Consider the following 22806-nt stretch of genomic DNA (forward strand, 5'->3'; position numbering starts at 1 on the left):
GCATGAAGGTTATCATTTGCGGGGCGGGTCAGGTTGGCTGGCAGATCGCGCGACACCTATCGGGCGAAAGCAACGATGTGACAGTGGTGGATTCCAACCCAGAGCTGGTACGACGCGCGTCCGATATGTTGGACGTGCAGGGGACAGTTGGGTTCGCATCTCATCCCTCTACATTGGAACAGGCCGGAGCGCGGGATTGTGATCTCATTATCGCAGCCACCCATTCGGATGAGGTCAATATGGTGACCTGTCAGGTGGCGCAGTCGGTCTTTGGGATCACGCGGAAAATTGCACGCATCCGGGCGCAAAGCTATTTGAACCCGGAATATGCCGATATCTACCGCCGCGATCAGCTGCCTATCGATGTGATCATCAGCCCGGAACGTGAGGTCGCTGAAGCCGCATTGCAGCGCTTGGCGGCCCCAGCAACCTTTGATACCGAAAGCTTTCTTGCCGGTGATGCGCAATTGCTGGGCATCGCGATTGGAGAGCACTGTCCAGTGATCGACACGCCACTGCGGCAGCTGACCGAGCTGTTCTCAACCCTGCGCGCGATTGTTGTGGGGGTGCGCCGTGACGGCCGCCTGTTCGCGCCTGATCCCGGGGATCAGTTGTTCGTCGGGGATGAAATTTATGTCTTCAGCCACGTTGAAGATATTACGCGAACTTTGGAGATTTTTGGAAAAACCACCAAGAAACAAGAACGTATCTTGATTATCGGCGGTGGTAATGTAGGCCTTGCTGTCGCAAAGGCGTTGGAAAGCCGCACCGAGCGTGTGCGCGCAAAGATCATTGAACGTTCGCGTGCACAGGCGGAAAAAGCCGCTGATACACTGGACCGCACTATTGTTTTGAACGGCGATGGCATGTCGATTGAACTGCTGGAAGAGGCCAACGTTGGCTCGGTCGATGCGGTGCTGGCTGTGACCGATGACGATAAAACCAATATCTTGGCCGCTGTGCGGGCGAAACAGGCCGGATGTCCAATGGTGATCAGTCTTGTGAACGATCCGACATTGGTGCCGATGATGGCGCCCCTGGGCATTGATGCGCATATCAACCCGCGCGCCACAACCGTGTCGTCGATTTTGCGCCATATTCGTCATGGTCGCGTACGGTCTATCTATTCCATCGGGGATGCTGATGCCGAGGTGATCGAGGCGCAAGTGCTTGGCACTTCTCCGATTTCGGGCAAGGCAATGCGTGACGTGCCTTTCCCTGAAGGCGTGTTGATCGGGGCTTTGCGCAAAGGCAATGATATTATTATCCGTCCCAAGGCCAGCACGCGCATTGAGGAAGGCGATGTAATTGTCCTCTTTGCGCTGGCCGATGATGTGCCCGAAGTGGAGCGCCTGCTGCAGGTCTCCATCGATTATTTTTAGGGCCTGAACGATGTTCACAGGGCTGCGGAATACACCGCTTTTCGTAACGTTGATCGGTATCGCAGGGCTTGCAATGTTTGTGCCCGCGATTCACGCCTTTAGTCGCAGCGATTACGATGTTTCGCGGCCATTTTTATACACTGGTACAATGTTAATGTTTGTCGTCGTGTTGCTGGTACTGGCGATGGGCGCGAATAAACGGGGCAATCGGGATAGGTCGCATTTGCTGTCGATTGTCGGCATGTTTACCGTTTTGCCGATCATCCTTGCGATCCCATTCCGCGAGGCCTTGCCATCCACCAACCTGTTCAACAGCTGGTGGGAAATGGTGTCGGCCCTGACCACGACAGGCGGGTCGCTTTATGATCCCGCGCGTTTGGCGCCCAGCTTGCATTTGTGGCGTGCCATCGTCGGTTGGATGGGCGGTTATTTCATGCTGGTGATGGCGATTGCGGTCTTGGCACCGTTGCGTTTGGGCGGGTTTGAGGTGTTCTTTTCGGGTGGGCCGGATGGCGTGGCCGATAGCGCGGCTTTTGGGATCAACCGCCGCGCCAATGTCGCCTCTGCCGAACGGATCGCTGATTATGCCGCACAGCTTTTGCCAATTTATCTTGCGTTGACTTTCACGCTTTGGATCGGGCTGTTGATTTGCGGTGACGGCGCGCTGACAGCAGTGATCTATGCGATGTCGGTCATCTCTACCTCTGGCATTTCACCCAATAACGGGTTGGCGGCCTCTGGCTCGGGCATCTGGGGGGAGATTTTAATCTTTCTCTTCTTGTTCCCCGCATTGTCGCGCCGGTTCTGGCCAGGTGCGAAAGAGCTGCGCGCAACGCAAAAATTATCGCGCGACCCAGAGCTACGGCTGGCACTATTTTTGGTGTTTCTGGTTATGGCAGGCCTGTTCATCCGCCATTGGATCGGGGCGTTCGAGGTTCATACCGAAACCGCATTTTTTCCAATTATCTCATCCCTGTGGGGGACGATGTTCACAGCCCTCAGCTTTCTGACGACAACCGGCTTTGAAAGCGCATTTTGGGAAGACGCGCGTAGCTGGTCGGGCCTTGGCACGCCGGGCCTTATTTTGGCCGGGCTTGCGGTGACAGGTGGCGGGATTGCCACCACGGCGGGTGGGGTGCGCCTGTTGCGTGTTTATGCGCTGATTCGGCATGGCGAGAGAGAGCTGGACCGCCTTGTCCATCCGGCCTCGGTTGGTGGCGGCGGTGCATCTGCGCGAAAGCTGCGCAGACAAGGTGCCTTTGCTGCGTGGATCTTCTTTATGCTTTTCGCGATTTCTATTGCGGTTATCATCACCACGATCAGCTTTTATGGGTTGGATTTTGAACCGGCTACGATCTTTACCGTCTCGGCGCTGTCCAATACCGGCCCATTGACCGCCATTGCAGGTGATTTTCCGTTGGATTGGGGCGCGCTGAGCACGCCGGTGAAAACAATTTTGGCGGTTGCCATGATCTTGGGGCGGATCGAAACTTTGGCAATTATCGCCTTATTCAACCCTGAATTTTGGCGCGCGTGATCCTCTGAAACCTGTGGCTTTTGCGCATCCGCTGCAGCTGCCTGATTTTGGGGCTGGAATCTCCTGATAATTCGCCCATACTGGTGGCAGAGGGCGAATAACGCCCCGGACGCACAAGAATAAAGGCAAGAATAATATGGCTGCCGATAAACAGAACCTGCAAGACGCATTTCTGAATCATGTTCGCAAGACCAAAGTACCGGTCACTATTTTCCTGATTAACGGGGTTAAATTGCAAGGTGTTATCACCTGGTTTGACAATTTTTGCGTGCTTTTGCGTCGCGATGGTCAAAGCCAGCTGGTGTATAAACATGCAATTTCGACCATCATGCCGGGTCAGCCGATTTCGCTATATGAAGGCGACGATTGAGTAACCCGCTGTGAGTGAAACACTTTCTACGGAAACGGCGCTAACGCGCGCTTGGGTCCTGCATCCCGATATGACACGGGGTGCGGGCGGTCGGCGTTTGCCCGAACATGGCTTGGCTGAGGCGGTATCGCTTGCGGCGGCATTGCCTGGTCTTGATGTGATCGGTTCTGAGGTGGTGCGCTTGCCCAAGCCCCATCCGGGCCATCTGTTCGGCACTGGCAAAATGGAGGAGCTGCGGCTGCGGTTGCAGGAGGCCGAGATCGGCCTTGTGTTGGTAGACGGATCCGTCACCCCGGTGCAGCAGCGCAATCTGGAAAAGGAATGGGGCGTTAAGCTGCTTGACCGAACCGGGTTGATTCTTGAGATTTTTGCCGATCGTGCCCGCACCCGTGAAGGTGTGCTGCAAGTGGAGCTTGCTGCGCTAAGCTATCAGCGCACACGGCTTGTGCGAGCATGGACACATTTGGAACGTCAGCGTGGTGGCCTTGGTTTTGTTGGTGGACCCGGCGAAACCCAGATTGAGGCCGACCGCCGCGCGATTGATGACCAGATCGTGCGTATCCGCCGACAATTGGCCAAGGTTGTAAAAACACGCGAATTGCACAGGGCGGCACGGCGTAAGGTTCCGTTCCCCATTGTTGCGCTGGTTGGCTATACTAACGCTGGAAAATCCACTCTGTTCAATAAGATGACCGGGGCAGAGGTGATGGCGAAAGACATGCTGTTTGCCACATTGGATCCGACGATGCGCGGCATTACGCTTACATCAGGGCGCAAGGTGATCTTGTCTGATACGGTTGGATTTATCTCGGACTTGCCGACAGAGCTTGTTGCGGCGTTTCGCGCAACCCTGGAAGAGGTGCTGGAAGCTGATCTGATCTTGCATGTGCGCGATATTTCGCACCCGGAAACCGATGCGCAATCCGCAGATGTCGAAGAGATCCTTAGCAAGCTGGGTATTGATGAGGATGTTCCGTCGATCGAGGTGTGGAACAAAATCGATCAGCTGCCTGAAAGTGAGCGTGAGGCAGTGCAGTTGCAAGCCACGCGCCATGAGCATATCCGCGCGATTTCTGCCCTGACAGGGGATGGGTTTGAGGCGCTTTTGACCGAGATCGAAGAGCGTTTGGGCGAAGAGCGTCTGGATGAGACCCTGGAATTGCCTTTTGCAAATGGGCGAGGCCATGCGTGGCTTCATGCCCAAAATGTGGTGCGTAACGAAAGTCAGACAAAAACCGGCTGGCGTTTAGATGTGAATTGGACGCCGACGCAGAAGGCCCGTTTTACCGCATTATAATGCGCTGTTATTATTGACGAAAATAAAAACATGCTGCCCGGACAAGGGGCGGCATGTTTTATGCTAAACCCGTTGGCCTTGATACGCTGGGATCAGGGCGCGGGTGTCAGTGTGGTGATGCCGGCGGCTGCGGCCCGCGCCAATTGGGGATCCAATGACATCGGGATATATTCGCCGCGCCGCCACAGCTCTGACAGATCGTCATAATGGCGTGAGAACGGGTGGCCCGATTGGCCCGTCGCAATCACAAAGACCGAGCTATCAGGATCAGCAAAATCATAAACGCCGCGATATCCTGCAGCATGGACATTCGCAAACGGGTTCGGGCCGCGACCTTGCGTTGCGCCACGCATCAATGTGAAATCCCCGCCCGAGGTCGATTGATGAATATTGACCAACCATCGGACCAACGGGACACGGCCTAGCACCGGATGATCTTGCAGCGCTTCATGGGCATCCCCCCAGCGCCAGCTTTCAACATTACGGCCATACCGCTCTTCCAGCGTCAGCAACGCGTCGTCCAGCGCGATCCGCGCGATGTCTGAACAGCTTTCTTTAGGCGCGGATTGGATCACATCGCACCAATGCGCCGCCCCTTGAGTGTTGCGGAACACGCGTTCGATGAACAGCGGTTCCAGCCGGGTGAATTCCGTGGCCAACGGTCCCAACTCATCGCGGATCAGGCGATTTTGCAAGGCACGCATCCAAGCGGCATAGATCAGCGGCTCTGGCAAATGCTCCGACATTTCTCCATCCCAGGCGGCCAGCAATTCCAATGCGCGTTGGCGCAGCCGCTCTGGTGTGCCATCCGGCGCAGGCTGCCCCGTGAACCACAAATTCGCCCCTACAAGCGGCAGCAATCCACGCGCAGCGGGTGAGACATCATCCAATTGCGCCGCGATAAAGCTTTCGCGTGAATGCACCTCTCGTTGGCCCATCAGGCGGCTTAGACGCAGCACGCGCTGACTGTCACCCCAATCATAGCTGACGTGGTTGGGGAAAGGGCGATCAATGGTTTTGTTGTTTGTATTCATGACAATACCACCTTCTGGGCGTTCCACCCGCGGGTTGCTGCTATAAGGCATATACCCTTGCCATTTGTTTTCGCTTTGCCAGCCGGGGCTGGGCATCATGCCTTTGGTCTGGTGGTTTGGATCACGCTTCGGGATCGCTCCGATCGTGACCATCGCAACGGTCGTCTGATCCGCCAAAATCAGGTTCTGCGCTGGCGCGATATATTCAGCGCCAGCGGCAACGGCCTGATCAATCGTGCCTGCCTGCATCAGCTTCATGGCCGCGCTAAGCGAGGTGTCGGCGCGGTCCAGCGCGGTCCAGTTGGCCGAAATTACTGAGCCGGGCGGCGTTACCGTGGCCAGGTTGAAATGCCCGCCAGTCAAAACCGGTCCGTTATCCGTCCAACGTAAGGTGATCGTAACCGGTTCGGCATCTTTGATGCGAATGATTTCACGCCGGGTTTTGAAATCTTTCCACCCGTCATGCGTGCGGTAGCGGTCCTTTTGTCCGGGGTTCAGCTCCTCAATATGCAGGTCCAGATCATCAACATAAGCCGATGTGACGCCCCAGCCCAGCTGCGCATTGCGTCCGGTAATCACCACTGGAACACCGGGGATTGTACCGCCGATCACCCCGCCAGATTGCAATTGTAAGCGGGCCAGATACCAGATGGAGGGCGCGCTAAGCGCCAGATGGGGATCATTGGCCAAAAGCGACCCACCGGCAGCTGACCGCGATGGCGCGGCAGCCCAGGCGTTGGATGCTCCGGCCAAGCCATTGGGCGCAAAGGGTGACAAAGCCGGTACCATGGTAGCAGAGCGGCTGATCCGTGGCACCTGTGGGAACATTTGCGCGTAATCGGGCAGGGCGATCACCCCCTGTCCGGGCATCTCGGGCAACAGATCTGAGGGCCAGGCTTTATCAAGCAATGACACGCGCGCGCGCAAAACTTCGCGAGAAATCTGTGTATTCAGTTGCACCGCCATCAGCTTTAGGATCGCGATGGAATCCGCCGGGCTCCAATAGGAGACCGTGTTGTCGAAAAGAAAAAATTCCGGTGCGCCGCGCCCCATTGCGCCGTCATTTACCAGAGAAATCCATTGATTGACGCCAGCGGAATAGGCCTCCAATGCAGTGCGGGTCTGTGGGTCTTGTGCCGCGACAGAAGCAGCAGCAGCGGAATACAGATCCAGACGGCGCATCAGCTCATCCGTTTTCAGGGTTTCCTGGCCAAAAACCTCGGACAGGCGACCTTGCACTGTGCGGCGCAGCATTGTCATCTGCCACAAGCGATCTTGCGCATGGGCCAATCCAAGTGCGAAATACACATCCGCATCCGTTTTGCCGAAAATATGCGGCACATCTTCAGTGGATCGCACGATTTCTACCGGGGCTGAAATACCGCTGACGGTGTAATTGGCATCATAATCGGGCAAAGACCGTGAACCGAAATACCATACGCCGATCCCTGCAAGCATTAGCGCCATCAACGCCACGGAGATCAGTCGGACCATCCAACGGAATACTGAAAACATGCGGGCTCCGACGATTGTGAATTGGGTCTGGCTGTTGACGCCACGATTGAGCGATTTACTAAGTCAATGACGACGTGGGTTCAACGCGCGTTTGCGCGAGACATGGAGAAGACAGCATGGCAAAGGTAGCATTTTTGGGACTGGGCGTGATGGGCTATTCGATGGCTGGGCACTTGGTCAAAGCCGGACATGATCTGTCTGTCTATAACCGCACCACGGCCAAGGCCGAATCTTGGGTGAATGAATTTGGCGGCCGTTTTGGCACCACGCCGTCCGAGGCGGCACAGGATGCGGATTTCGTGATGACCTGTGTGGGCAATGACGACGATTTGCGCGCGGTGTGCGCCGGTCCCGCCGGCGCGTTTGACGGCATGAAACCGGGCGCGATTTTGGTCGATCACACAACCGTTTCCGCGATGGTGACCCGAGAGCTCGCAAAAACGGCGAAGGGCCTGGGACTGGGCTTTGTGGATGCGCCGATTTCGGGCGGTCAGGCGGGGGCGGAAAACGGTGTGCTGTCAGTGATGTGCGGCGGGGCGGAGAAGGATTTTGACGCGGCCGCCCCGGTGATCGATGCTTATGCAAAAATATGCCGCCGCTTGGGTGACAGCGGTGCGGGACAGCTGTGTAAATCGGCCAATCAGATTGCAATTGCGGGATTGGTCCAAGGCCTGTCCGAGGCCCTTTTGTTTGCTGAAAAAGCCGGGTTGTCGATTGCAGAGGTCGTTGAGGTGATTTCACAAGGTGCTGCAGGCAGTTGGCAGATGCAAAACCGACATGAGACGATGGCAAAAAACCACTTTGATTTTGGCTTTGCCGTGGATTGGATGCGCAAGGATTTAGATATTTGCCTGACGACAGGCGAAGAGATCGGTGCGCCCCTGCCAGTGACCGCGCTTGTGGATCAGTTTTATAAAGATGTGCAGGCGATGGATGGCGGGCGTTGGGATACCTCTGCCTTGATCGCGCGGCTTCGCAAATTGTCCTAACGTTACAAAAACGGCCGCGTCATCTGGCGCGGCCTGTTTTACACGTTTGATGCGGGGATGATCAGGGCGATCACGATCCCCAAGTGCGAATTGGACCGCAATCCATATGCACAAAATTGGAGCCGGAATATTTGCCAACGCCACCGGCGCTGCAGGCGCTTGCCGCCTTGAACATCTGGTTGACAGAGCGGGATTTCAACCGAAGATCCGCAGCCTGTCCCACCATATGCAGCGAATGTTTCGCAACGCCGGAAGACCGTGAACGCAACATCGCGTTGGTCTTGGGCGACCGATAGCCCGATAGCATGATGTAGGGTTCATGCACATCCATCAGATTATGCGATGCTGCTGCAATGTCGATGGTGCGCCGATCAATGGGTTTAAGCGTATTGGTGCGCCAATCGCGCATAAAATGCGTAATCTCATCCAAAGCTTCACCGATATAGTCACCTTCGATCCAATAGATTGTATCGATGGTCTCCCCGGTGCGGCCTGAATACATTCGGATACGTCGGATATCACCTGCGCCACGAAGAATGCCAAACGCGTTTGACATTGTCGGCGCCGCAGTGACCACTGTTGCAGCGAATGCGCCCAAAATACCGCGACGTGTAAGATTCATATCGGTCATTTTTTGCCTGTTCTGCTGTTCTATCGTGCCGCTCAACTGACGGCTTATCCAAGACTTATCCCCAGAAGGTGACTGAGTTATGGCACGGCTGTGGCAATGAGCCAACCAAGATTCCCACGAGAGTGTGACTTCTTCCTTAAATCGGCAGTTTTTCGCTCAATTCCCGTTCTGCATGCCTTTTATTTATGGATTGCGGCATTCCTGCCATGTTTCGCCACTATATCTTGCGGGCCTATGGACTTTGCGCCCAGAATTGGTGACTTCTGCAATTGGGGATTACGTTATTTTTACGGGGTGAATGGTCATGGCACGTACAAGACTGACATCGACGCATTTTAAAACGGTTGTGACCGCACATTTTTTAACGGTTAGTTTACTAGTTTCAGCAACGGCGGCCGTCGCGCAGCCAGAGATGGGCGGACAAGTCAGCGTGGGGGCGATGTCCGTGCCCGCTGTTTTATTGCCCGGATTCGTGCAAGCCGTGGCAGAGGGGGCGGCATCTGACGATGCGCTGGCTGACTTTTATGCCCAACGCGATTATGCGCCGCTCTGGACAAGCGGCGCAGATACTGCGCGCCGGGCCGCGCTGTTTCGGGCTCTTGATGTGGCCGCGTCTCAGGGATTGCCAAGCGCGCGCTATGATGCAGCGGGCCTTCGTGCACAATTTCATGCCCTGCGATCCGAACGTGAACGCGGGCTGCTAGAGGCGCAGATGTCGCGCGCCTATCTGATGTATGCACATGACGTCACGAATGGGGTGCTTGAGCCCCATAAGATTGATCCGACAATCGTGCGTGACATTATCCGCCGCCCCAGCGCGGATTTGATTGCGGCCTTGGCCGATGCTGACGATCCGATGCAGTTCTTGCATTCTTTGGCGCCTAAAAGCCCGCAATATGCGCAGCTGATCAAGGCGAGGCTGGATCTGCAAACGCAGATTGAAACGGGCGGCTGGGGGCCAACGGTTCCAGGCAAAAAACTGTCCCCGGGTGACAGTGGGACCCAAGTGATTGCATTGCGCGACCGTTTGCAGCGCATGGGGTATTTGAACCGCAGCGCGACGGCCAGCTATGATGACGCGATGCAAAAAGCGGTACAGCAATATCAGATTGATTTGGGGCTGATCGCAGATGGTGTGGCCGGTACCAGCACCCTGGCAGAGATCAACCAAAGCCCCGACGCGCGAATGAAATCCATCCTTGTCGCGTTGGAACGCCTGCGCTGGCTGAATGGGCTGGAGCTGGGCCAGCGCCATATCTGGGTGAATATCGCGGATTTTTCGGTTCGGATCATTGATGATGGCAAGACCAGCTTTCAATCGGTCACGGTGGTGGGGCAAGATGTTCCCGACCGCCGCACGCCCGAGTTTTCGGACACGATGGAGAAGATGGTCATCAATCCAAGCTGGTATGTGCCGCGCTCTATCGTGACCAAAGAATATCTGCCGATGATGCAGAAGAATCGCAATGCGGCGGGGCAGTTGGACCTGCTGGACAGTCGTGGGCGAGTCGTTCCGCGAGCCTCAGTGAATTTTGCGCAATATAACGCACGAAACTTCCCATATTCGATGAAACAACCGCCAAGTGATCGGAATGCGCTTGGTTTGGTGAAATTCCTGTTCCCGAATAAATACAACATCTATCTGCATGATACGCCGTCGAAATCCTTGTTTAACAAAGAAGTTCGCGCGTTCAGCCATGGGTGTGTGCGAGTTGGAAAACCGTTTGAATTTGCTTATGCACTTTTGGCGCCGCAAAGCGATGACCCCAAGGCAGAGTTCCAGCGTATTCTGAAGACTGGCAAAGAAGCCACTGTTTTTCTTGAAAATCCCATTCCCGTTCATTTGGTGTATTTCACAGCATGGCCAACAGCGCGTGGTAAGATGGAATATCGTCGCGATGTCTATGGCCGTGATGCGGCGCTTTATGATGGTTTGATAAAGGCCGGGGTGGAAACTGCCGCCTTGTCGAATTAAATCGGGTATGGGTGCCACCGTGCGCCAAACGATCCGAAAGGCATAGCTATGGCGCAGGTTACCGTTGAAATGATTGCAACAGCGCTGCAGGCGCGCGCTGTTGGGGATGTGTCGATTGTTGTGTCCGGCGCGTCAGAGCCCTCAACGGCGCGGGTAGATCAGATCGCCTTGGCGATGGATCCGAAATATGCAGATGGTCTGGCCAAGGGCCAGGCGCGCGCTGCGATCCTGTGGGATGGTGCAGATGCGCAGGCCTATGGGCTGAAGGCGGCAATCTTTGTGACGCGCCCGCGACTGGCGATGGCAGGCCTGTCCAAGGCGTTCGATCCCGGGCCTGATATTGCACCGGGCATTCATCCGACAGCAATCGTTGACCCCAGCGCCATATTGGGTGATGGGGCAGCGATCGGTCCGTTTGTGATCATCGGACGTGATGTAAAGATAGGCCCGCAAGCCCGTGTTTTATCACATGTTTCTATCGCAGAAGGCGCGCACATTGGGGCCGATGCCCTGATCTATCAAGGGGCGCGGATTGGCGCGGGCGTGGTGATCGGTGATCGGTTCACATGCCATGCGAATGCGGTCATTGGTGCCGACGGGTTCTCCTATGTCACGCCCGAGCAGTCCGGGGTAGAAGAAATCCGTGCAAGTCTTGGGAAACGTGAAGAAATCCGTGAACAATCATGGGTGCGAATTCACTCTTTGGGCACCGTGGAAATTGCAGATGACGTGGAAATCGGTGCGAATGCCACGGTTGACCGGGGCACCGTGCGGGCCACGCAGGTTGGACGTGGCACGAAAATCGACAATCTGGTACATATCGGACATAATGTACGCATTGGCGAGGATTGCCTGCTATGCGGTCAATCCGGTGTGGCCGGCTCCTCTGTGATTGGTGACCGCGTTGTATTGGCGGGCAAGGTGGGCGTGAGCGACAACATCACCGTGGGCAATGATGTGATTGCCGCAGGTGGGACCAATATCTATTCGCGCGTTCCCGATGGGCGCACGGTTTGGGGGAGCCCGGCCGTGAAAATGGAGACCGAGGTCGAAGCGCGAAAAAATATTCGTCGCCTTCCAAGAATGTTTGCACAACTTGCAGAGCTTCGTAAAACTGTTGCAGAGTTGGCGCAAAAGGATGGCACGGAGCAATAGACCGATGAGGTTGGACGTGCAGGAACAAATCATTTCGATCATCGCCCGTGAGGCGGTTCTTGAACCGGGTGAAGTGACACCGGATATGACACTTGATGAGCTGGGGCTGGACAGTCTTGGGCTTGTCGAGATGATCTTTGCCATCGAAGAAGCCTTTGATATTTCAGTGCCTTTCAATGCAAATGAGCCGACACAGACGGATTTCGATACCTCTTCCGTGGGCGCAATTGTGCGCGCGGTAGAGCGGATGATTTGCGGCGAACCACGCGAGGCATTAGCTTAACCTATGCGGCGCGTTGTCATCACCGGGGCAGGAACGGTCAATGCGCTAGGTGCCGATGTGGCTTCGACGTTGACTGCGATGGCCAATGGTGTTTGCGGGCTGACCCCATTGACCTTTCCAGACGCTGACCGGTTGCAGATTGGGATCGGCGGGCAGGTGCATGGCTTTGAAGCGGCCGCACATTTTGAGCGTGGAAAATTGCCTTTGCTGGACCCGTTCGCGCAATTCGCGCTGGTCGCCGGGCGCCAAGCGATGGCGCAGGCCGGCATGACCCAGATACCGGGCGATCCGACCCGCTGGGGCGCCATTATGGGCACAGCGGGCGGCGGAAATAGCACGATAAATGATGCGTTTAAGACGGTGTTCGAAGACGGGAAAAACCGGGTTCACCCGTTCACGGTTCCGCGGTTGATGAACAATGCGGCCGCGTCGCATCTGTCTATGGAATGGGGGTTGCAGGGGCCCAGCTTTGCAGTGGCGACCGCCTGTGCCAGCTCTAACCATGCGATTGGGTTGGCGTTTCAGATGATCCGTTCTGGCATGGCGGATGGGATGCTGACAGGCGGATCGGACTCTATGCTCAACTTTGGCGGGCTAAAGGCCTGGGAAGGGCTGCGTGTGATGTCCAAAACCGGCTGTCGTCCCTTTGCCAAATCCCGTGATGGGATGGTTCAGGGCGAGGGCGCTGGTGTTTTTGTGCTGGAAACCTTGGAGCATGCGACCGCGCGCGGGGCCGAAATTCTTGCCGAAATCATTGGTTTTTCAATGAGCTCTGACGCAGGTGACATTGTGATGCCATCCGCGGATGGTGCGGCGCGTGCTATGATCGGGGCGATGGGCGATGGCGGCGTCTCGCCCGATCAGGTGGGCTATATCAACGCACATGGCACGGCGACGGCTGCGAATGATCGCACCGAATGTGCTGCAATTCGCAGTGCATTGGGCGGCGCAGCCGATCATGTGATGGTGTCCTCAACCAAGGCGATGCATGGGCATTGTATTGGTGGCACAGGCGCGGTGGAGCTGCTGGCATGCATCATGGCGTTGCGTGATGGGGTTATTGCGCCGACAATCGGCTATGACTTGGCGGATCCGGAATGTAATCTGGATGTGGTTCCCAATACGGCGCGTGACGCAAAGGTAGATGTGGTTTTGTCCAATGCCTTTGCTTTTGGCGGGATGAATGCTGTTTTGGCCCTGCGTCGTTTTGGGTGATATCTGACATTAGATACGGGTCATAAGACACTGAAAAGCCGCCCTTAATTCAGGGCGGCTTTTTGCATTATACTATGATTATTTTGCCGCTGAAGCGGTGACGGCATCATAAGCTGCCGTAAACCCGGTCAGTGACACAGTCGCGGTGACTTTTTGGTCAGGCGCTTGCACGGGAACCAATGTCAACGTTGCTTTATTTCCACGTTTCAGCCCGGCCAGCTCTGCTGCGGTTAGGCCGATACGGGCGTAGCAGCCGTTGCGTGCACAGAATGTATAGGGGTAGATGCGCGGCTCAGAGCTATCGACCTGCATCACAAGGTTCTGCGTCAACAGCGTTTCAAGCGGCACCATCACCGTTGCTCCGGTCACGGCCTGGCCACCTTCGGGCAGTGGGAACAACGAGATATCTGCGATGCTATTGCCGTTCTGATCTTTCAAAAGCTGATACATTTGGCACGGATCGGTCCCGCCTTCGGTGCGCATGCATTGCAGGCCCCAATCGCCAAATGTCTCACCTTCATAAGTGGTTCCAGGACCATCCTCAGTCGGCGTATTCGTATCTGCGGCGGGTGTTTCGCCAGATGTTGCCTGCGCCGCATCATCTGCAGGTGCTGGAGCTTCGGCCGCTGGGGCTTGCGCTGCCGGGGCGTCAGGGGTCGCGCTATCTTGCGCAAAGGCCGTGCTGGCTGTCAGGCCGAGGGCTAACACGAGGGAAAGAGGTTTCGTCAGATCAGTCATGGCACCTTTGTCCTTCTATGGCCCGAAATGGGGCCGTCGCGGCAACGTTTAACATGCGGCACAGCGCGTGTCAGCGGCGAAAACCTTTGTTCATGCGTAGTTTCGCCGGGCCAGTACCCAATTTTTTGTGAAAGCTGTCTCGCATATCCTGGGCATCATGGCGCGATAGCAGGCAAAAAATAACTCGCTGTGCAAAGAAAAAGCCGCGCGTTGGCGCAGCTTTTCCTGTATTACCCCTGTCGGACTTGCCGATCATTATTGGAACAAATGCTAATCCGGTTTCACAGAAGCGTCAACAATCTTTACATACCTAAGTTTGGCCCAGATAGGGCCGTTGGCGTCTAAACGATACGAAGTGCGATTTCACTTGCGCCACCACCGGATTTAGTAACTTGCAGTTGCACCGGGATCCGGTCTTTCATCGCCTGAACATGGCTAATCACGCCGATTGTGCGGCCTTGTGCCTGCAGCCGTTCCAGCGCGTCAATCGCCAGATCGAGCGATTCCGCATCAAGGCTGCCAAACCCTTCATCGATGAACAATGTGCCAGCCAGTGCACCGCGCGTGCCCATGCCCGATAACGCCAGTGCAAGCGATAAGGACACAAGGAACCGTTCCCCGCCGGAGAGCAATCGACTGGGGCGGATATCGCCCGCCATATCGCGGTCAATCACATGAAGGGCCAAATCCTGATCGGCAACGGCAAGCTGATATCGCGGCTTTAACTGGTCAAGATGGAGGTTGGCCCGTTCCACCAGCATCGACAGTGTGACGGCTTGGGCGATCTGCGCAAAACGGTCCCCGCGGGCAGAGCCGATAGAGTCATTGATCGCGGTCCAGGTGTCGGCCAGCTTGCGCGCCGCATCAATCTGCTCTTCCAAACCGGACAGTGCCTTGCGCGCGTGTTCATCTGCCTCGCGTCGCTCTGTTAAGCGGCCCAGCTTTTGGTTCAAATCAGCGGCGTGCTGTTCCAATTCAGCTTTCCGCGTGATCAGGTCGTCGCGCGGGATCTGTGGAAGGCCGGCGTCCTGAAGGGCCGTAAGCTCTTGCTGTCTTTCGTCTTGGGCGCCACGGGCTGCGACATACTCGCTTTCTGCGGCCTTCAATGCGTTGCGGCGGCTGGTGACGACATCAGCATCTATACTGTGCAATGCAAGAACGTTCGCCAGCTCTAACCCGGCACCAGAGCAGGCGTGTGACAGAGCGGCCGCGGCATCAGTTTGGCGCTTGGTGGAGCGGGTCAATGTGGTTTGCGCAGCCGTCAGCCCGCCCGCCAATTGCGCCAGGTCAGCCTGTGCCTGCGCATGGTTTTTCTGCGCTTGCGCATTTTCGCTCTGGGCGGTTTTGCGGGCCTCGTTATGGCGGGTGCGATGTGGCCCGGTTGCCTCCCCATCCAGTAATACGGTGCGTTGGTCTCGCACATCGTCACGGGCGGCGGCGCGCGCGTCGCGCAATTCCTGTGCCTGGTGCACCTGTTCGGCCAATGTCTGGGCGTTGCTTCGGGCCTGACTAAGCTGTGGCAAAAGATCAGTGCGCGCCTGTTCGGTCTGGGTGATCTCACGCTGCAAATGCACGGCTTTACGGGCAGTTTTGCGCAGCGCGTCAAGATGAGCGGTCCCATCGGCATCAAAGGCCTGTGGGGTCAAGCCAAGTGCTTTTAGGTCGGGGGTCAGACGGGGTGTTTGCGCCTGAATGTCACGTTCGGCCGTGTCACGGTCACGCGCCAATGTGTCGGCTTGCGCCTCATATTCAGCCAGTTTCGCGGTCAATGAAGTAATTTGATCTGCGAGTTCCGCTTGTCGTGCGGCCGCGGTGTCATTCTTGGCGTTCAGTTCGTGATGGGCCGCGTCCAGCTGATTCAAGAGATCAAGATCGGCCTCCAGCGCGGGGCGTCGGTGTTGCAGAGCGGCAAACAAGGCTGTGAAGGCCGCATCAGGGACGCGCGGATCCCGCGGCAAATCGGACAGCGCCACGCCTCGAAGCTGTTCAATTTGGTCGGCGTGCTCTTGTTCAAGGGCAGTGATTTTTGCCTTCAGCTCTGGTAACAGCGCCTGTTCGCGCGACAAAATGGTTGCAGCCTCTTGGCACCGTGCATGGGCGTCATGTAACGCGTTTTGCGCCATGTTCTGCGCTGTTTTGGCCGCCTGCATCTTATCGCGCAGCTCTTGGGCAAGGCGCGACAGCGCGGTATCATCTTGAACGGGATGGTCGGTCGCGTGGCAAACCGGGCAGGGGGCGCCGGGATGCAGATGTTGACGCAGCCGGTCGGCCTCTTGGCTCACTGCGGCGTCAGCAGAGGCAACCGGTTGGGTCAGCGCCTCAATCTGGTGCTCGGAGCGATTGAATGCGGTGGTCTGGCGTTGGTGATCTGCTTCGGCTGCTGCCCGTGCCTGCTGTGCGGCGGTTTGGCGCTGCGTGCTGTCAGCCAAGTCGCGATCGGCCGCGCGCAGTTGGTCGACGGTTTGTTTCAGGCTGCGCAGATCCATCATCTGCTGCGTCAGGGCCGCCAGAGCCTGCGCCGGTGCGCTCGCCTGTAGTCGCAGACGTTCCGGTTGTTGCCTAGCCAGTTGGCGCCGAAAACCTTCCCGGCGCTGTTTAATGTCTTCGACCTCTTTTTGGGCCTGATCGCGCGCGCGGCTTTGGGTATCATTGTCGGCCAACAGTGTCGTACGCTGTTTCATGGCATGGTCACGCCGGTCGATGGCGTCAATACGGGTTGTTAACCTGTCTTCTAACGTGTTCCATGTTGACAATAAGACATCGTAACCTGGGATGCTGTGCAAATTCTGCCGCGCGCGACGCACAGTGTTATCCAGTTCACTGTTTTCGGCCTCCAGTGTGTTTAGCGCGCCTTGTGATTTTTGCGCTGTCAGTTTGCACTGGGCGACATCGTTCTTTGCGCGCAAGACCTCGTCATTTGCGACGCTCAACTGACTGTCAAGCTGTTCTGCCTTGGTCCAATCGGGGCCGAGCGCCTTGAACTGTTCTTCCAGTTGATCCAGCCGAAGCTGCGCTATGCGGGCTTGTTCCGCCATAGCCTGTTGTGTTTCGTGCTGCCGATTATGGGATGCGGCTTGACTGGCGTAGGCCTGGGTTGCCTCCTGCAAGGCCGTTTTGGCTGCGTGATCTTCGCGCAGCTCTCCGCGCAGGGTCTGGGCGCGGTCCCATTCGGCCAGCCAGGTCTGCTGATCCGCCAGCCCATCCACCGTGGCCTTGGCCTGTATAACCCGTGCCTGTGCACGCTCATGGGCCATGCGGGCAGCGTCTTGCGCAGTGTAACAGGCCAGGTCCGCAGCCACCTGTGTCATATCTGTGGCCACATGGGTCTGATCTTGGCGCAGCGTTTCGGTGTCATGGCTGAGGACTTCGCGTTCTTGCGGTGTCAGCAGGCGATGTTCGCCGTGTCGGGTTTCTAACGTGGTCAGCGCGGTTTGCGCGGCGGCGTTGCGGTCATAAATCCGGCGTGAAATGTCGCGATAGATCTGGGTGCCGGTCACTTTCTCTAAGATCGCCGCACGTTCACCTGTCTGGGCGGATAGGAAGGCGTCAAAATCCCCTTGGGCCAGCAATACTGTGCGACGAAATTCGTCATAGGTCAGGCCGGTCAGCTCGGTCACGCGGTCATTGACCCTGGACAATTGGCTTTCCAACACTGCGCCGTCGCTGTCGCGGATCAGGCTGCGATCCACCGCCTGCAGGCGCCCATCAATTCGGTCTCGGGCGCGCCGGGCGGCCCAGCCCGCAGTATAGATCTGCCCATCGACCGCGCGAAAACGCACTTCGGCCATGCCCCGCGCAGCCCCACGGCGCAGAACCATCCGCGCATCGGTTGCACGCAGCGCCGTGCCGTCTATATCGTCCACTGCCTCGCGGGTGCCACTGCCCGACAGGCGCGGACAATCGCCATAAAGCGCCAGGCACATCGCGTCCAAAAGGCTGGATTTCCCTGCGCCGGTTTCACCGGTAATTGCGAAAAAACCGGCACTTGCAAGCGGTCCTTCATCCAGTTGAATTTCAAAGGGCTTTGCAAGGCTGGCGATATTTTCGCCCCGAATGGTCAGGATTTGCATCAGTTACACCTCTGCCAGAACATCGCGAAAGGCCGCAAGGTGGCGATCTTCGGGGGGAAAACCGTTTTTTGTTTCAAAGGCACGGGTGAACAACGCCTCTGGCGTAGTCTGTGCCAGCGACATGCACGGGGCGGGTGTGGCGTCGGTGTCGTCACCTGTAGGGCGGTGAATGCGGATCCCAGCCGTGCGTACCGGCGCGTCGCGCAAAGCAGCTTCTGCGCGCCCCATCATCACCGCCGGAGCGTCTTCTGCCAGCAGCTCCACATAGACAAGCGGGCGCAGATTGACATCTTCAACCGGTTCAATCTGCGCTAAGGCGGTGTGTAGCTGCGCAAGCGTCATCGCCCCATTGGTAGGGAGGCGCAGCACCGGCGCAGGCAGAGGCATGGGATGATGCGTGGCACAAAGCGAGCGCCCATCGATATCAAGGATCGTCACCCCATGGTCATAGCGAATTTCCGATGCTGATAGCGGGAAACATGACCCGCTGTAACGCACACGACCGCCATCAAGCGATTGCGGCCCATGCAGATGGCCCAGCGCCACATAATCAATGCGTGGCGGATAGATATCGGGCGGCACAGCATGGGATCCCCCGATCAGGATGCGCCGTTCTGCCCCTTCTGATTCCAGCCCGCCCGTGCAATGCAAATGCCCCATTGCGATCAGCGGCAACGCTCCCACACGCGCCAGTGCTGCAGCTGTCAGCTGTGTATGGAACTGGCGCGCGGCATCAATCACAGTTCCATCGCCTGCGTCATTGGTAAAGCGCAGGCCGGTCAGATCCGCGGCACGTAAGAACGGTATGGCAAGGACATAAAGCGCGGGCGCCCCATCGGGGCCGGGCACGGGGATCAGATGACGGTCAAGGTCGGGCAGCCCGTCGCGGCGATGTACCGTGCCGATGGTATGGATATCAAAACTGTCTAACAGGTCACTGGGCGCTTCCAGGCGCAGCGCAGGATCGTGATTTCCTCCGGTCAAAATGATCTTCAATTTCGGAAGCCGCGTCTTGATTGCGGCCATCGTGCGATAAAACAGCCGCTGGCTTTCGCCCGATGGGTTGGTTGTGTCGAAAATATCGCCAGCGACCAGCATCAGGTCAATGTGTTCATCTACCAACACCTGCGTCAACGCGGTGAAAAACCGGCTGTGCTCCGCCTCGCGGGACCAACCATTTAGGGTCTGGCCAATATGCCAGTCGGCTGTGTGCAATGCGCGCATGGTTCAGTCTTTCTTGATCGAACGGGCTTTTGTGGTTGGCTGAAGAATGTTTTGTGCAGCAATTTAAAGGTGATGGCCATTTGATTGCCATTCCTAACCTGTTTGCCCGACAGGGTGTAGGGAAACTTGTTCCTATCGAGGTATCCAGGCGTGGTCCTGTGTGGCCTGCGCCTTTGACCGTTGGCAACCTTGCGTATCCACTGGGGTCTGTGGGCGGCAACGGGCGAGAAATTTCCCGGCTCAATCAGGAATAATTATCATTAAATTAACCTTGTTAGGAGAATGCTCAACCTCAACGTGAATCGCGTTAGGGAGAGACATAATGAACAACTTGGTGAAAGTTTCGGCCTGTGTGACGTGTTTTGTAATGTCAGTAACTGCAGCGCAATCGGCCACGATGGTCAGCTATCTATATGGTGATATTGATGGGTTTGGTGGGCGCACGGTGCCCGGCGCCGTGGGCGAAAGCACCGGGTATTCTTTCAATGCCGCATCGGCGTCTGACCCGGCCTATACGGATCAATGGCTCATCACCAACACCCCAGGGGCCTCCACATCCGCGCTATCTTTCGGGTTTGGGAATCTTTTACCAACTGACGCGACCTCGGCATATTTTGAGATCATGACAAGTGGCATGGCAGATGGGTTTGGACGATGGGATGTTGGGGTGAACGGGGCCTCGATCGGGTCGATCACCTCTCCGCTGGATGCGGTTTTCACAACGGCATTGAACCGTTTCGATGTCGACCTGTCATATCTGGGGGGATCAGATAGCTTTCTTTTGACCTATATGCCCGACACCACAAGTGGATCAGATGGTTATGCGATTGATTACGCCAAATTAGTGATTACCTCTGATCCCGATTATTCGCCATTACCACCTGTGCCAGTGCCGGCAACCTTGCCATTGCTGGGCGGGGCGTTGCTGTGTGGGGTATGGATGTCCTCGCGAAAATCGCGGCGCAAGGTGGCGTTGTCTGACAAATCCTGACATCCCTATGATAGGGTGTTTTCCGTTGACATAGGACCCTGTGTTCGCCCCCGGCGCTGCCGGGCGGCGTATACCGGAAATGGCTATATATTAATGCCGTCAGTGACAGCCTGATCATACCGGAATGGACGCCAAACGCGATTGTGGCGTCCGTTAGGTTGCGCCATTTCGGCAGAGATGCATGAAAAAGGCGGTAACATTCTTACGGATAACGTTTCTCATCGGCTTGACTGTTTTGGTGCCAAAGCAGAACGTGGCGCGCAAAGACCAAAGGAGAAGCCGATGACCGATTTGCCATTTGATAGCGCCCATCTTGACCGCCTTGCGGAGGCGGCTGTGAAAACCGGGGTCAATTTGCAACCTGGTCAGGATCTGATCATCACCGCCCCAGTAGAGGCGTTGCCGCTGGTACGCCGCATTGTGGCCGTGGCTTATCGCGCGGGGGCGGGACTTGTCACGCCGCTTCTGTCGGATGGGCAATGCGCGATTGCACGTTATGAAAACGCCAACGATGACAGCTTTGATAAGGCTGCGGATTGGCTGTATCAGGGCATGGCCAAAGCCTATGAGGGCAATGCCGCGCGCATGGCCATCGTGGGCGAAGATCCGATGCTGTTGTCTGAGTGCGATCCGGCAAAGGTCGCGCGGGCAGGGAAGGCGAATTCCATTGCCTATAAACCCGCGTTGGAGAAGATTTCGACATTCCAGATCAATTGGACCATCGTCAGCTATCCTACAGTGGCCTGGGCCAAGCGTATGTTTCCGGAGTTGGACGATACCGCCGCGGTCAAAAAGCTGGCTGATGCGATTTTCTCGGCAAGCCGGGTTGATACGCCTGATCCTGTTGCCGCCTGGGCAGAGCATAACGCGACACTGCATGCCAAGGCAAGATGGCTCAATGATGAGCGCTTCTCGGCATTGCATTTCACCGGCCCGGGCACAGATTTGACCGTTGGCTTGGCGGATGATCACGAATGGCACGGCGGCGCATCGATGGCGCAAAACGGTGTGACCTGCAATCCGAATATGCCCACAGAAGAAGTGTTCACCACCCCCCATGCAGTCAGGATCAATGGCACGGTGCGTGCGACCAAGCCATTGTCCCATCAGGGGAGCTTGATCGAGAATATCGAAATGACCTTTAAGGATGGGCAGGCGATAGAGGCACGCGCAACCCGTGGCGAGGCCGTATTGCAAGAGCTGATCAAGACCGATCCGGGCGCGAACCGGCTGGGGGAGGTGGCTTTGGTGCCGCATCGCTCTCCGATCTCGGATTCCGGGTTGTTGTTTTTCAACACATTGTTTGACGAAAATGCCGCGTGCCATATCGCCCTGGGGCAATGTTATTCAAAATGCTTCCTGAACGGTGCCAGCCTAAGCGAAGAAGAGATCGCGGAAAAAGGTGGCAATACCTCTATGATCCATGTGGATTGGATGATCGGCGGCCCACAGACGGATATTGACGGCATTCGCGCAGATGGAACCCGTGTCGCGGTGTTCCGCAATGGCGGCTGGGTCTAAGATAAAGCTTGCGCCCGGTATGGTGTATTATGCCGGGCGCAGGGCCTTTTCGCAAACCAAGACCTTTTGGCAGTAGTGCGGTCCAGTGCTCCCCTGCTAGGGTTGGGCTGAGCCCTTAGCGGAGAGTAATGTGATGACCCTTATGCCCGACCCTAGACCGGCTTGTTCCAAAGCCGACTTTCGATCGGCCATGATTGTCGAAGACCATCCGCTGTTTTGTGATGCGCTGGCGATGACGTTGCAATCGGTTGCCGGAATTGAAACCGTTGTGCATGCCGAAACCATCGCCGCTGCTTTGGACAATTTATCTCGCAGCCCTCGGCCCGACGTGATCGTTTTAGATCTGAATCTACCTGATGTGAATGGGTTGGACGGGTTGATGCGCCTGCGACAGGCCGCGCCGGATCTGCCGATTGTCGTTGTGTCTTCGATTGATGAGCCGCGCGTGATCCGCTCTACCATCCTTGCCGGGGCGGCTGGGTTTGTTCCCAAACACTCCAGACGAGAGCTGTTCCGTGTGGCGTTTAACACCATCTCCCGTGGTGAGACATTCATGCCTGAATCCACGGGGGAAGAGGCATTGAACGAAAGTCCAAACTTGAATCCGCAAGATGAGGCCATTCGCCGCCTTAGTCAGTTGACGCGGCAGCAGGCGCGGATCTTGGAGCAGATCTGCGAAGGAAAGATGAATAAGCAAATCGCCTATGATTTGTCGATCGCAGAAACAACAGTGAAGGCGCATGTCACGGCAATCATGCGCAAACTTGGTGTGTATTCGCGCACGCAGGCCGTGCTTTTGGCCCGTGAAGCGCAATCCACAACGCCATTGCCGGAGGGCTGGCGACCAAGCTAAGATCGCTCCGGGAGGAGTGAGATGAC

General features: G+C 56.7%; 17 protein-coding genes. 12 read left to right on the forward strand and 5 right to left on the reverse strand.

Annotated features, from left to right (window positions below; translation table 11 throughout):
• Nucleotides 1-2: 2 nt before the first annotated feature.
• From trkA to hflX, 4 genes are all read left to right on the forward strand, one after another.
• A complete protein-coding gene (gene trkA / locus BFP70_RS12985; protein WP_066012080.1) occupies nt 3-1382 on the forward strand; it encodes a Trk system potassium transporter TrkA in 1380 nt (459 codons plus the stop codon).
• A gap of 10 nt (nt 1383-1392) precedes the next feature.
• Nucleotides 1393-2919 (forward strand): TrkH family potassium uptake protein, encoded by a 1527-nt coding sequence (locus BFP70_RS12990; protein WP_066012081.1) that lies wholly within the window; start codon nt 1393-1395, stop codon nt 2917-2919.
• 136 nt (nt 2920-3055) lie between these two features.
• The gene (gene hfq, locus BFP70_RS12995; protein WP_066012082.1) at nt 3056-3289 is read left to right on the forward strand and encodes an RNA chaperone Hfq; all 234 of its coding nucleotides are present in this window, start codon (nt 3056-3058) and stop codon (nt 3287-3289) included.
• A gap of 70 nt (nt 3290-3359) precedes the next feature.
• Nucleotides 3360-4586, forward strand: coding sequence for a GTPase HflX (gene hflX, locus BFP70_RS13000; protein WP_066012164.1), 1227 nt, complete (start codon nt 3360-3362; stop codon nt 4584-4586).
• Nucleotides 4587-4678: 92 nt separating this feature from the next.
• Here hflX and BFP70_RS13005 read toward each other — a convergent pair whose 3' ends face one another.
• Nucleotides 4679-7135 (reverse strand): penicillin acylase family protein, encoded by a 2457-nt coding sequence (locus BFP70_RS13005; RefSeq protein ID WP_066012083.1) that lies wholly within the window; start codon nt 7133-7135, stop codon nt 4679-4681.
• 116 nt (nt 7136-7251) lie between these two features.
• On the opposite strand from BFP70_RS13005, the gene BFP70_RS13010 reads away from it, so the two are divergent.
• Nucleotides 7252-8124: an NAD(P)-dependent oxidoreductase gene (locus BFP70_RS13010; RefSeq protein ID WP_066012084.1), complete on the forward strand. Its 873-nt coding sequence runs from the start codon at nt 7252-7254 to the stop codon at nt 8122-8124.
• A 70-nt stretch (nt 8125-8194) separates the two neighbouring features.
• Here the strand turns inward: BFP70_RS13010 and BFP70_RS13015 are convergent, their stop codons facing one another.
• A complete protein-coding gene (locus BFP70_RS13015; RefSeq protein WP_066012085.1) occupies nt 8195-8755 on the reverse strand; it encodes a DUF882 domain-containing protein in 561 nt (186 codons plus the stop codon).
• A 304-nt stretch (nt 8756-9059) separates the two neighbouring features.
• Here BFP70_RS13015 and BFP70_RS13020 point away from each other — a divergent pair, with 304 nt between their 5' ends.
• Genes BFP70_RS13020 through BFP70_RS13035 form a run of 4 tightly spaced genes read left to right on the forward strand, consistent with a single transcriptional unit; the run spans nt 9060 to nt 13383 of the window.
• Nucleotides 9060-10730, forward strand: coding sequence for a murein L,D-transpeptidase (locus BFP70_RS13020; protein ID WP_255356704.1), 1671 nt, complete (start codon nt 9060-9062; stop codon nt 10728-10730).
• 48 nt (nt 10731-10778) lie between these two features.
• Complete coding sequence (locus BFP70_RS13025) at nt 10779-11885, forward strand: UDP-3-O-(3-hydroxymyristoyl)glucosamine N-acyltransferase (RefSeq protein ID WP_066012086.1); 1107 nt, start codon at nt 10779-10781, stop codon at nt 11883-11885.
• A gap of 4 nt (nt 11886-11889) precedes the next feature.
• Nucleotides 11890-12168 (forward strand): acyl carrier protein, encoded by a 279-nt coding sequence (locus BFP70_RS13030; RefSeq protein WP_176715568.1) that lies wholly within the window; start codon nt 11890-11892, stop codon nt 12166-12168.
• 3 nt (nt 12169-12171) lie between these two features.
• Entirely contained in the window at nt 12172-13383 is a 1212-nt protein-coding gene (locus tag BFP70_RS13035) for a beta-ketoacyl synthase (protein ID WP_066012087.1), read from the forward strand.
• Nucleotides 13384-13461: 78 nt separating this feature from the next.
• Here the strand turns inward: BFP70_RS13035 and BFP70_RS13040 are convergent, their stop codons facing one another.
• The 3 genes from BFP70_RS13040 to BFP70_RS13050 form a co-directional block, all read right to left on the reverse strand.
• Nucleotides 13462-14121, reverse strand: coding sequence for an invasion associated locus B family protein (locus BFP70_RS13040; RefSeq protein WP_066012088.1), 660 nt, complete (start codon nt 14119-14121; stop codon nt 13462-13464).
• Between the two features lie 341 nt (nt 14122-14462).
• A complete protein-coding gene (locus BFP70_RS13045; RefSeq protein ID WP_066012089.1) occupies nt 14463-18191 on the reverse strand; it encodes an AAA family ATPase in 3729 nt (1242 codons plus the stop codon).
• Between the two features lie 3 nt (nt 18192-18194).
• Nucleotides 18195-19415: an exonuclease SbcCD subunit D gene (locus tag BFP70_RS13050; RefSeq protein WP_066012090.1), complete on the reverse strand. Its 1221-nt coding sequence runs from the start codon at nt 19413-19415 to the stop codon at nt 18195-18197.
• A gap of 322 nt (nt 19416-19737) precedes the next feature.
• On the opposite strand from BFP70_RS13050, the gene BFP70_RS13055 reads away from it, so the two are divergent.
• From BFP70_RS13055 to BFP70_RS13065, 3 genes are all read left to right on the forward strand, one after another.
• Nucleotides 19738-20406 carry a PEP-CTERM sorting domain-containing protein gene (locus BFP70_RS13055; protein ID WP_066012091.1) on the forward strand — a complete coding sequence of 223 codons (669 nt, stop codon included), beginning with the start codon at nt 19738-19740 and terminating at the stop codon, nt 20404-20406.
• A 282-nt stretch (nt 20407-20688) separates the two neighbouring features.
• Nucleotides 20689-21927 (forward strand): aminopeptidase, encoded by a 1239-nt coding sequence (locus BFP70_RS13060; RefSeq protein WP_066012092.1) that lies wholly within the window; start codon nt 20689-20691, stop codon nt 21925-21927.
• 190 nt (nt 21928-22117) lie between these two features.
• Entirely contained in the window at nt 22118-22780 is a 663-nt protein-coding gene (locus BFP70_RS13065; RefSeq protein ID WP_176715569.1) for a response regulator transcription factor, read from the forward strand.
• Nucleotides 22781-22806 lie beyond the last annotated feature (26 nt).

This window comes from Thioclava sp. SK-1, assembly GCF_001705665.1.
In the GTDB taxonomy this organism is placed as follows: domain Bacteria; phylum Pseudomonadota; class Alphaproteobacteria; order Rhodobacterales; family Rhodobacteraceae; genus Thioclava.

Excerpts from the sequence above, each read along its gene's own strand:
- BFP70_RS13020 (WP_255356704.1), top strand. The coding sequence starts at position 9,060 with ATGGCACGTACAAGACTGACATCGACGCATTTTAAAACGGTTGTGACC.
- BFP70_RS13065 (WP_176715569.1), top strand. The coding sequence starts at position 22,118 with ATGATTGTCGAAGACCATCCGCTGTTTTGTGATGCGCTGGCGATGACG.
- BFP70_RS13025 (WP_066012086.1), top strand. The coding sequence starts at position 10,779 with ATGGCGCAGGTTACCGTTGAAATGATTGCAACAGCGCTGCAGGCGCGC.
- hflX (WP_066012164.1), top strand. The coding sequence starts at position 3,360 with ATGACACGGGGTGCGGGCGGTCGGCGTTTGCCCGAACATGGCTTGGCT.
- BFP70_RS13010 (WP_066012084.1), top strand. The coding sequence starts at position 7,252 with ATGGCAAAGGTAGCATTTTTGGGACTGGGCGTGATGGGCTATTCGATG.
- BFP70_RS13005 (WP_066012083.1), bottom strand. The coding sequence starts at position 7,135 with ATGTTTTCAGTATTCCGTTGGATGGTCCGACTGATCTCCGTGGCGTTG.
- BFP70_RS13045 (WP_066012089.1), bottom strand. The coding sequence starts at position 18,191 with ATGCAAATCCTGACCATTCGGGGCGAAAATATCGCCAGCCTTGCAAAG.
- BFP70_RS13040 (WP_066012088.1), bottom strand. The coding sequence starts at position 14,121 with ATGACTGATCTGACGAAACCTCTTTCCCTCGTGTTAGCCCTCGGCCTG.
- trkA (WP_066012080.1), top strand. The coding sequence starts at position 3 with ATGAAGGTTATCATTTGCGGGGCGGGTCAGGTTGGCTGGCAGATCGCG.
- BFP70_RS13050 (WP_066012090.1), bottom strand. The coding sequence starts at position 19,415 with ATGCGCGCATTGCACACAGCCGACTGGCATATTGGCCAGACCCTAAAT.
- BFP70_RS13060 (WP_066012092.1), top strand. The coding sequence starts at position 20,689 with ATGACCGATTTGCCATTTGATAGCGCCCATCTTGACCGCCTTGCGGAG.
- hfq (WP_066012082.1), top strand. The coding sequence starts at position 3,056 with ATGGCTGCCGATAAACAGAACCTGCAAGACGCATTTCTGAATCATGTT.
- BFP70_RS13030 (WP_176715568.1), top strand. The coding sequence starts at position 11,890 with ATGAGGTTGGACGTGCAGGAACAAATCATTTCGATCATCGCCCGTGAG.
- BFP70_RS12990 (WP_066012081.1), top strand. The coding sequence starts at position 1,393 with ATGTTCACAGGGCTGCGGAATACACCGCTTTTCGTAACGTTGATCGGT.
- BFP70_RS13035 (WP_066012087.1), top strand. The coding sequence starts at position 12,172 with ATGCGGCGCGTTGTCATCACCGGGGCAGGAACGGTCAATGCGCTAGGT.
- BFP70_RS13015 (WP_066012085.1), bottom strand. The coding sequence starts at position 8,755 with ATGACCGATATGAATCTTACACGTCGCGGTATTTTGGGCGCATTCGCT.
- BFP70_RS13055 (WP_066012091.1), top strand. The coding sequence starts at position 19,738 with ATGAACAACTTGGTGAAAGTTTCGGCCTGTGTGACGTGTTTTGTAATG.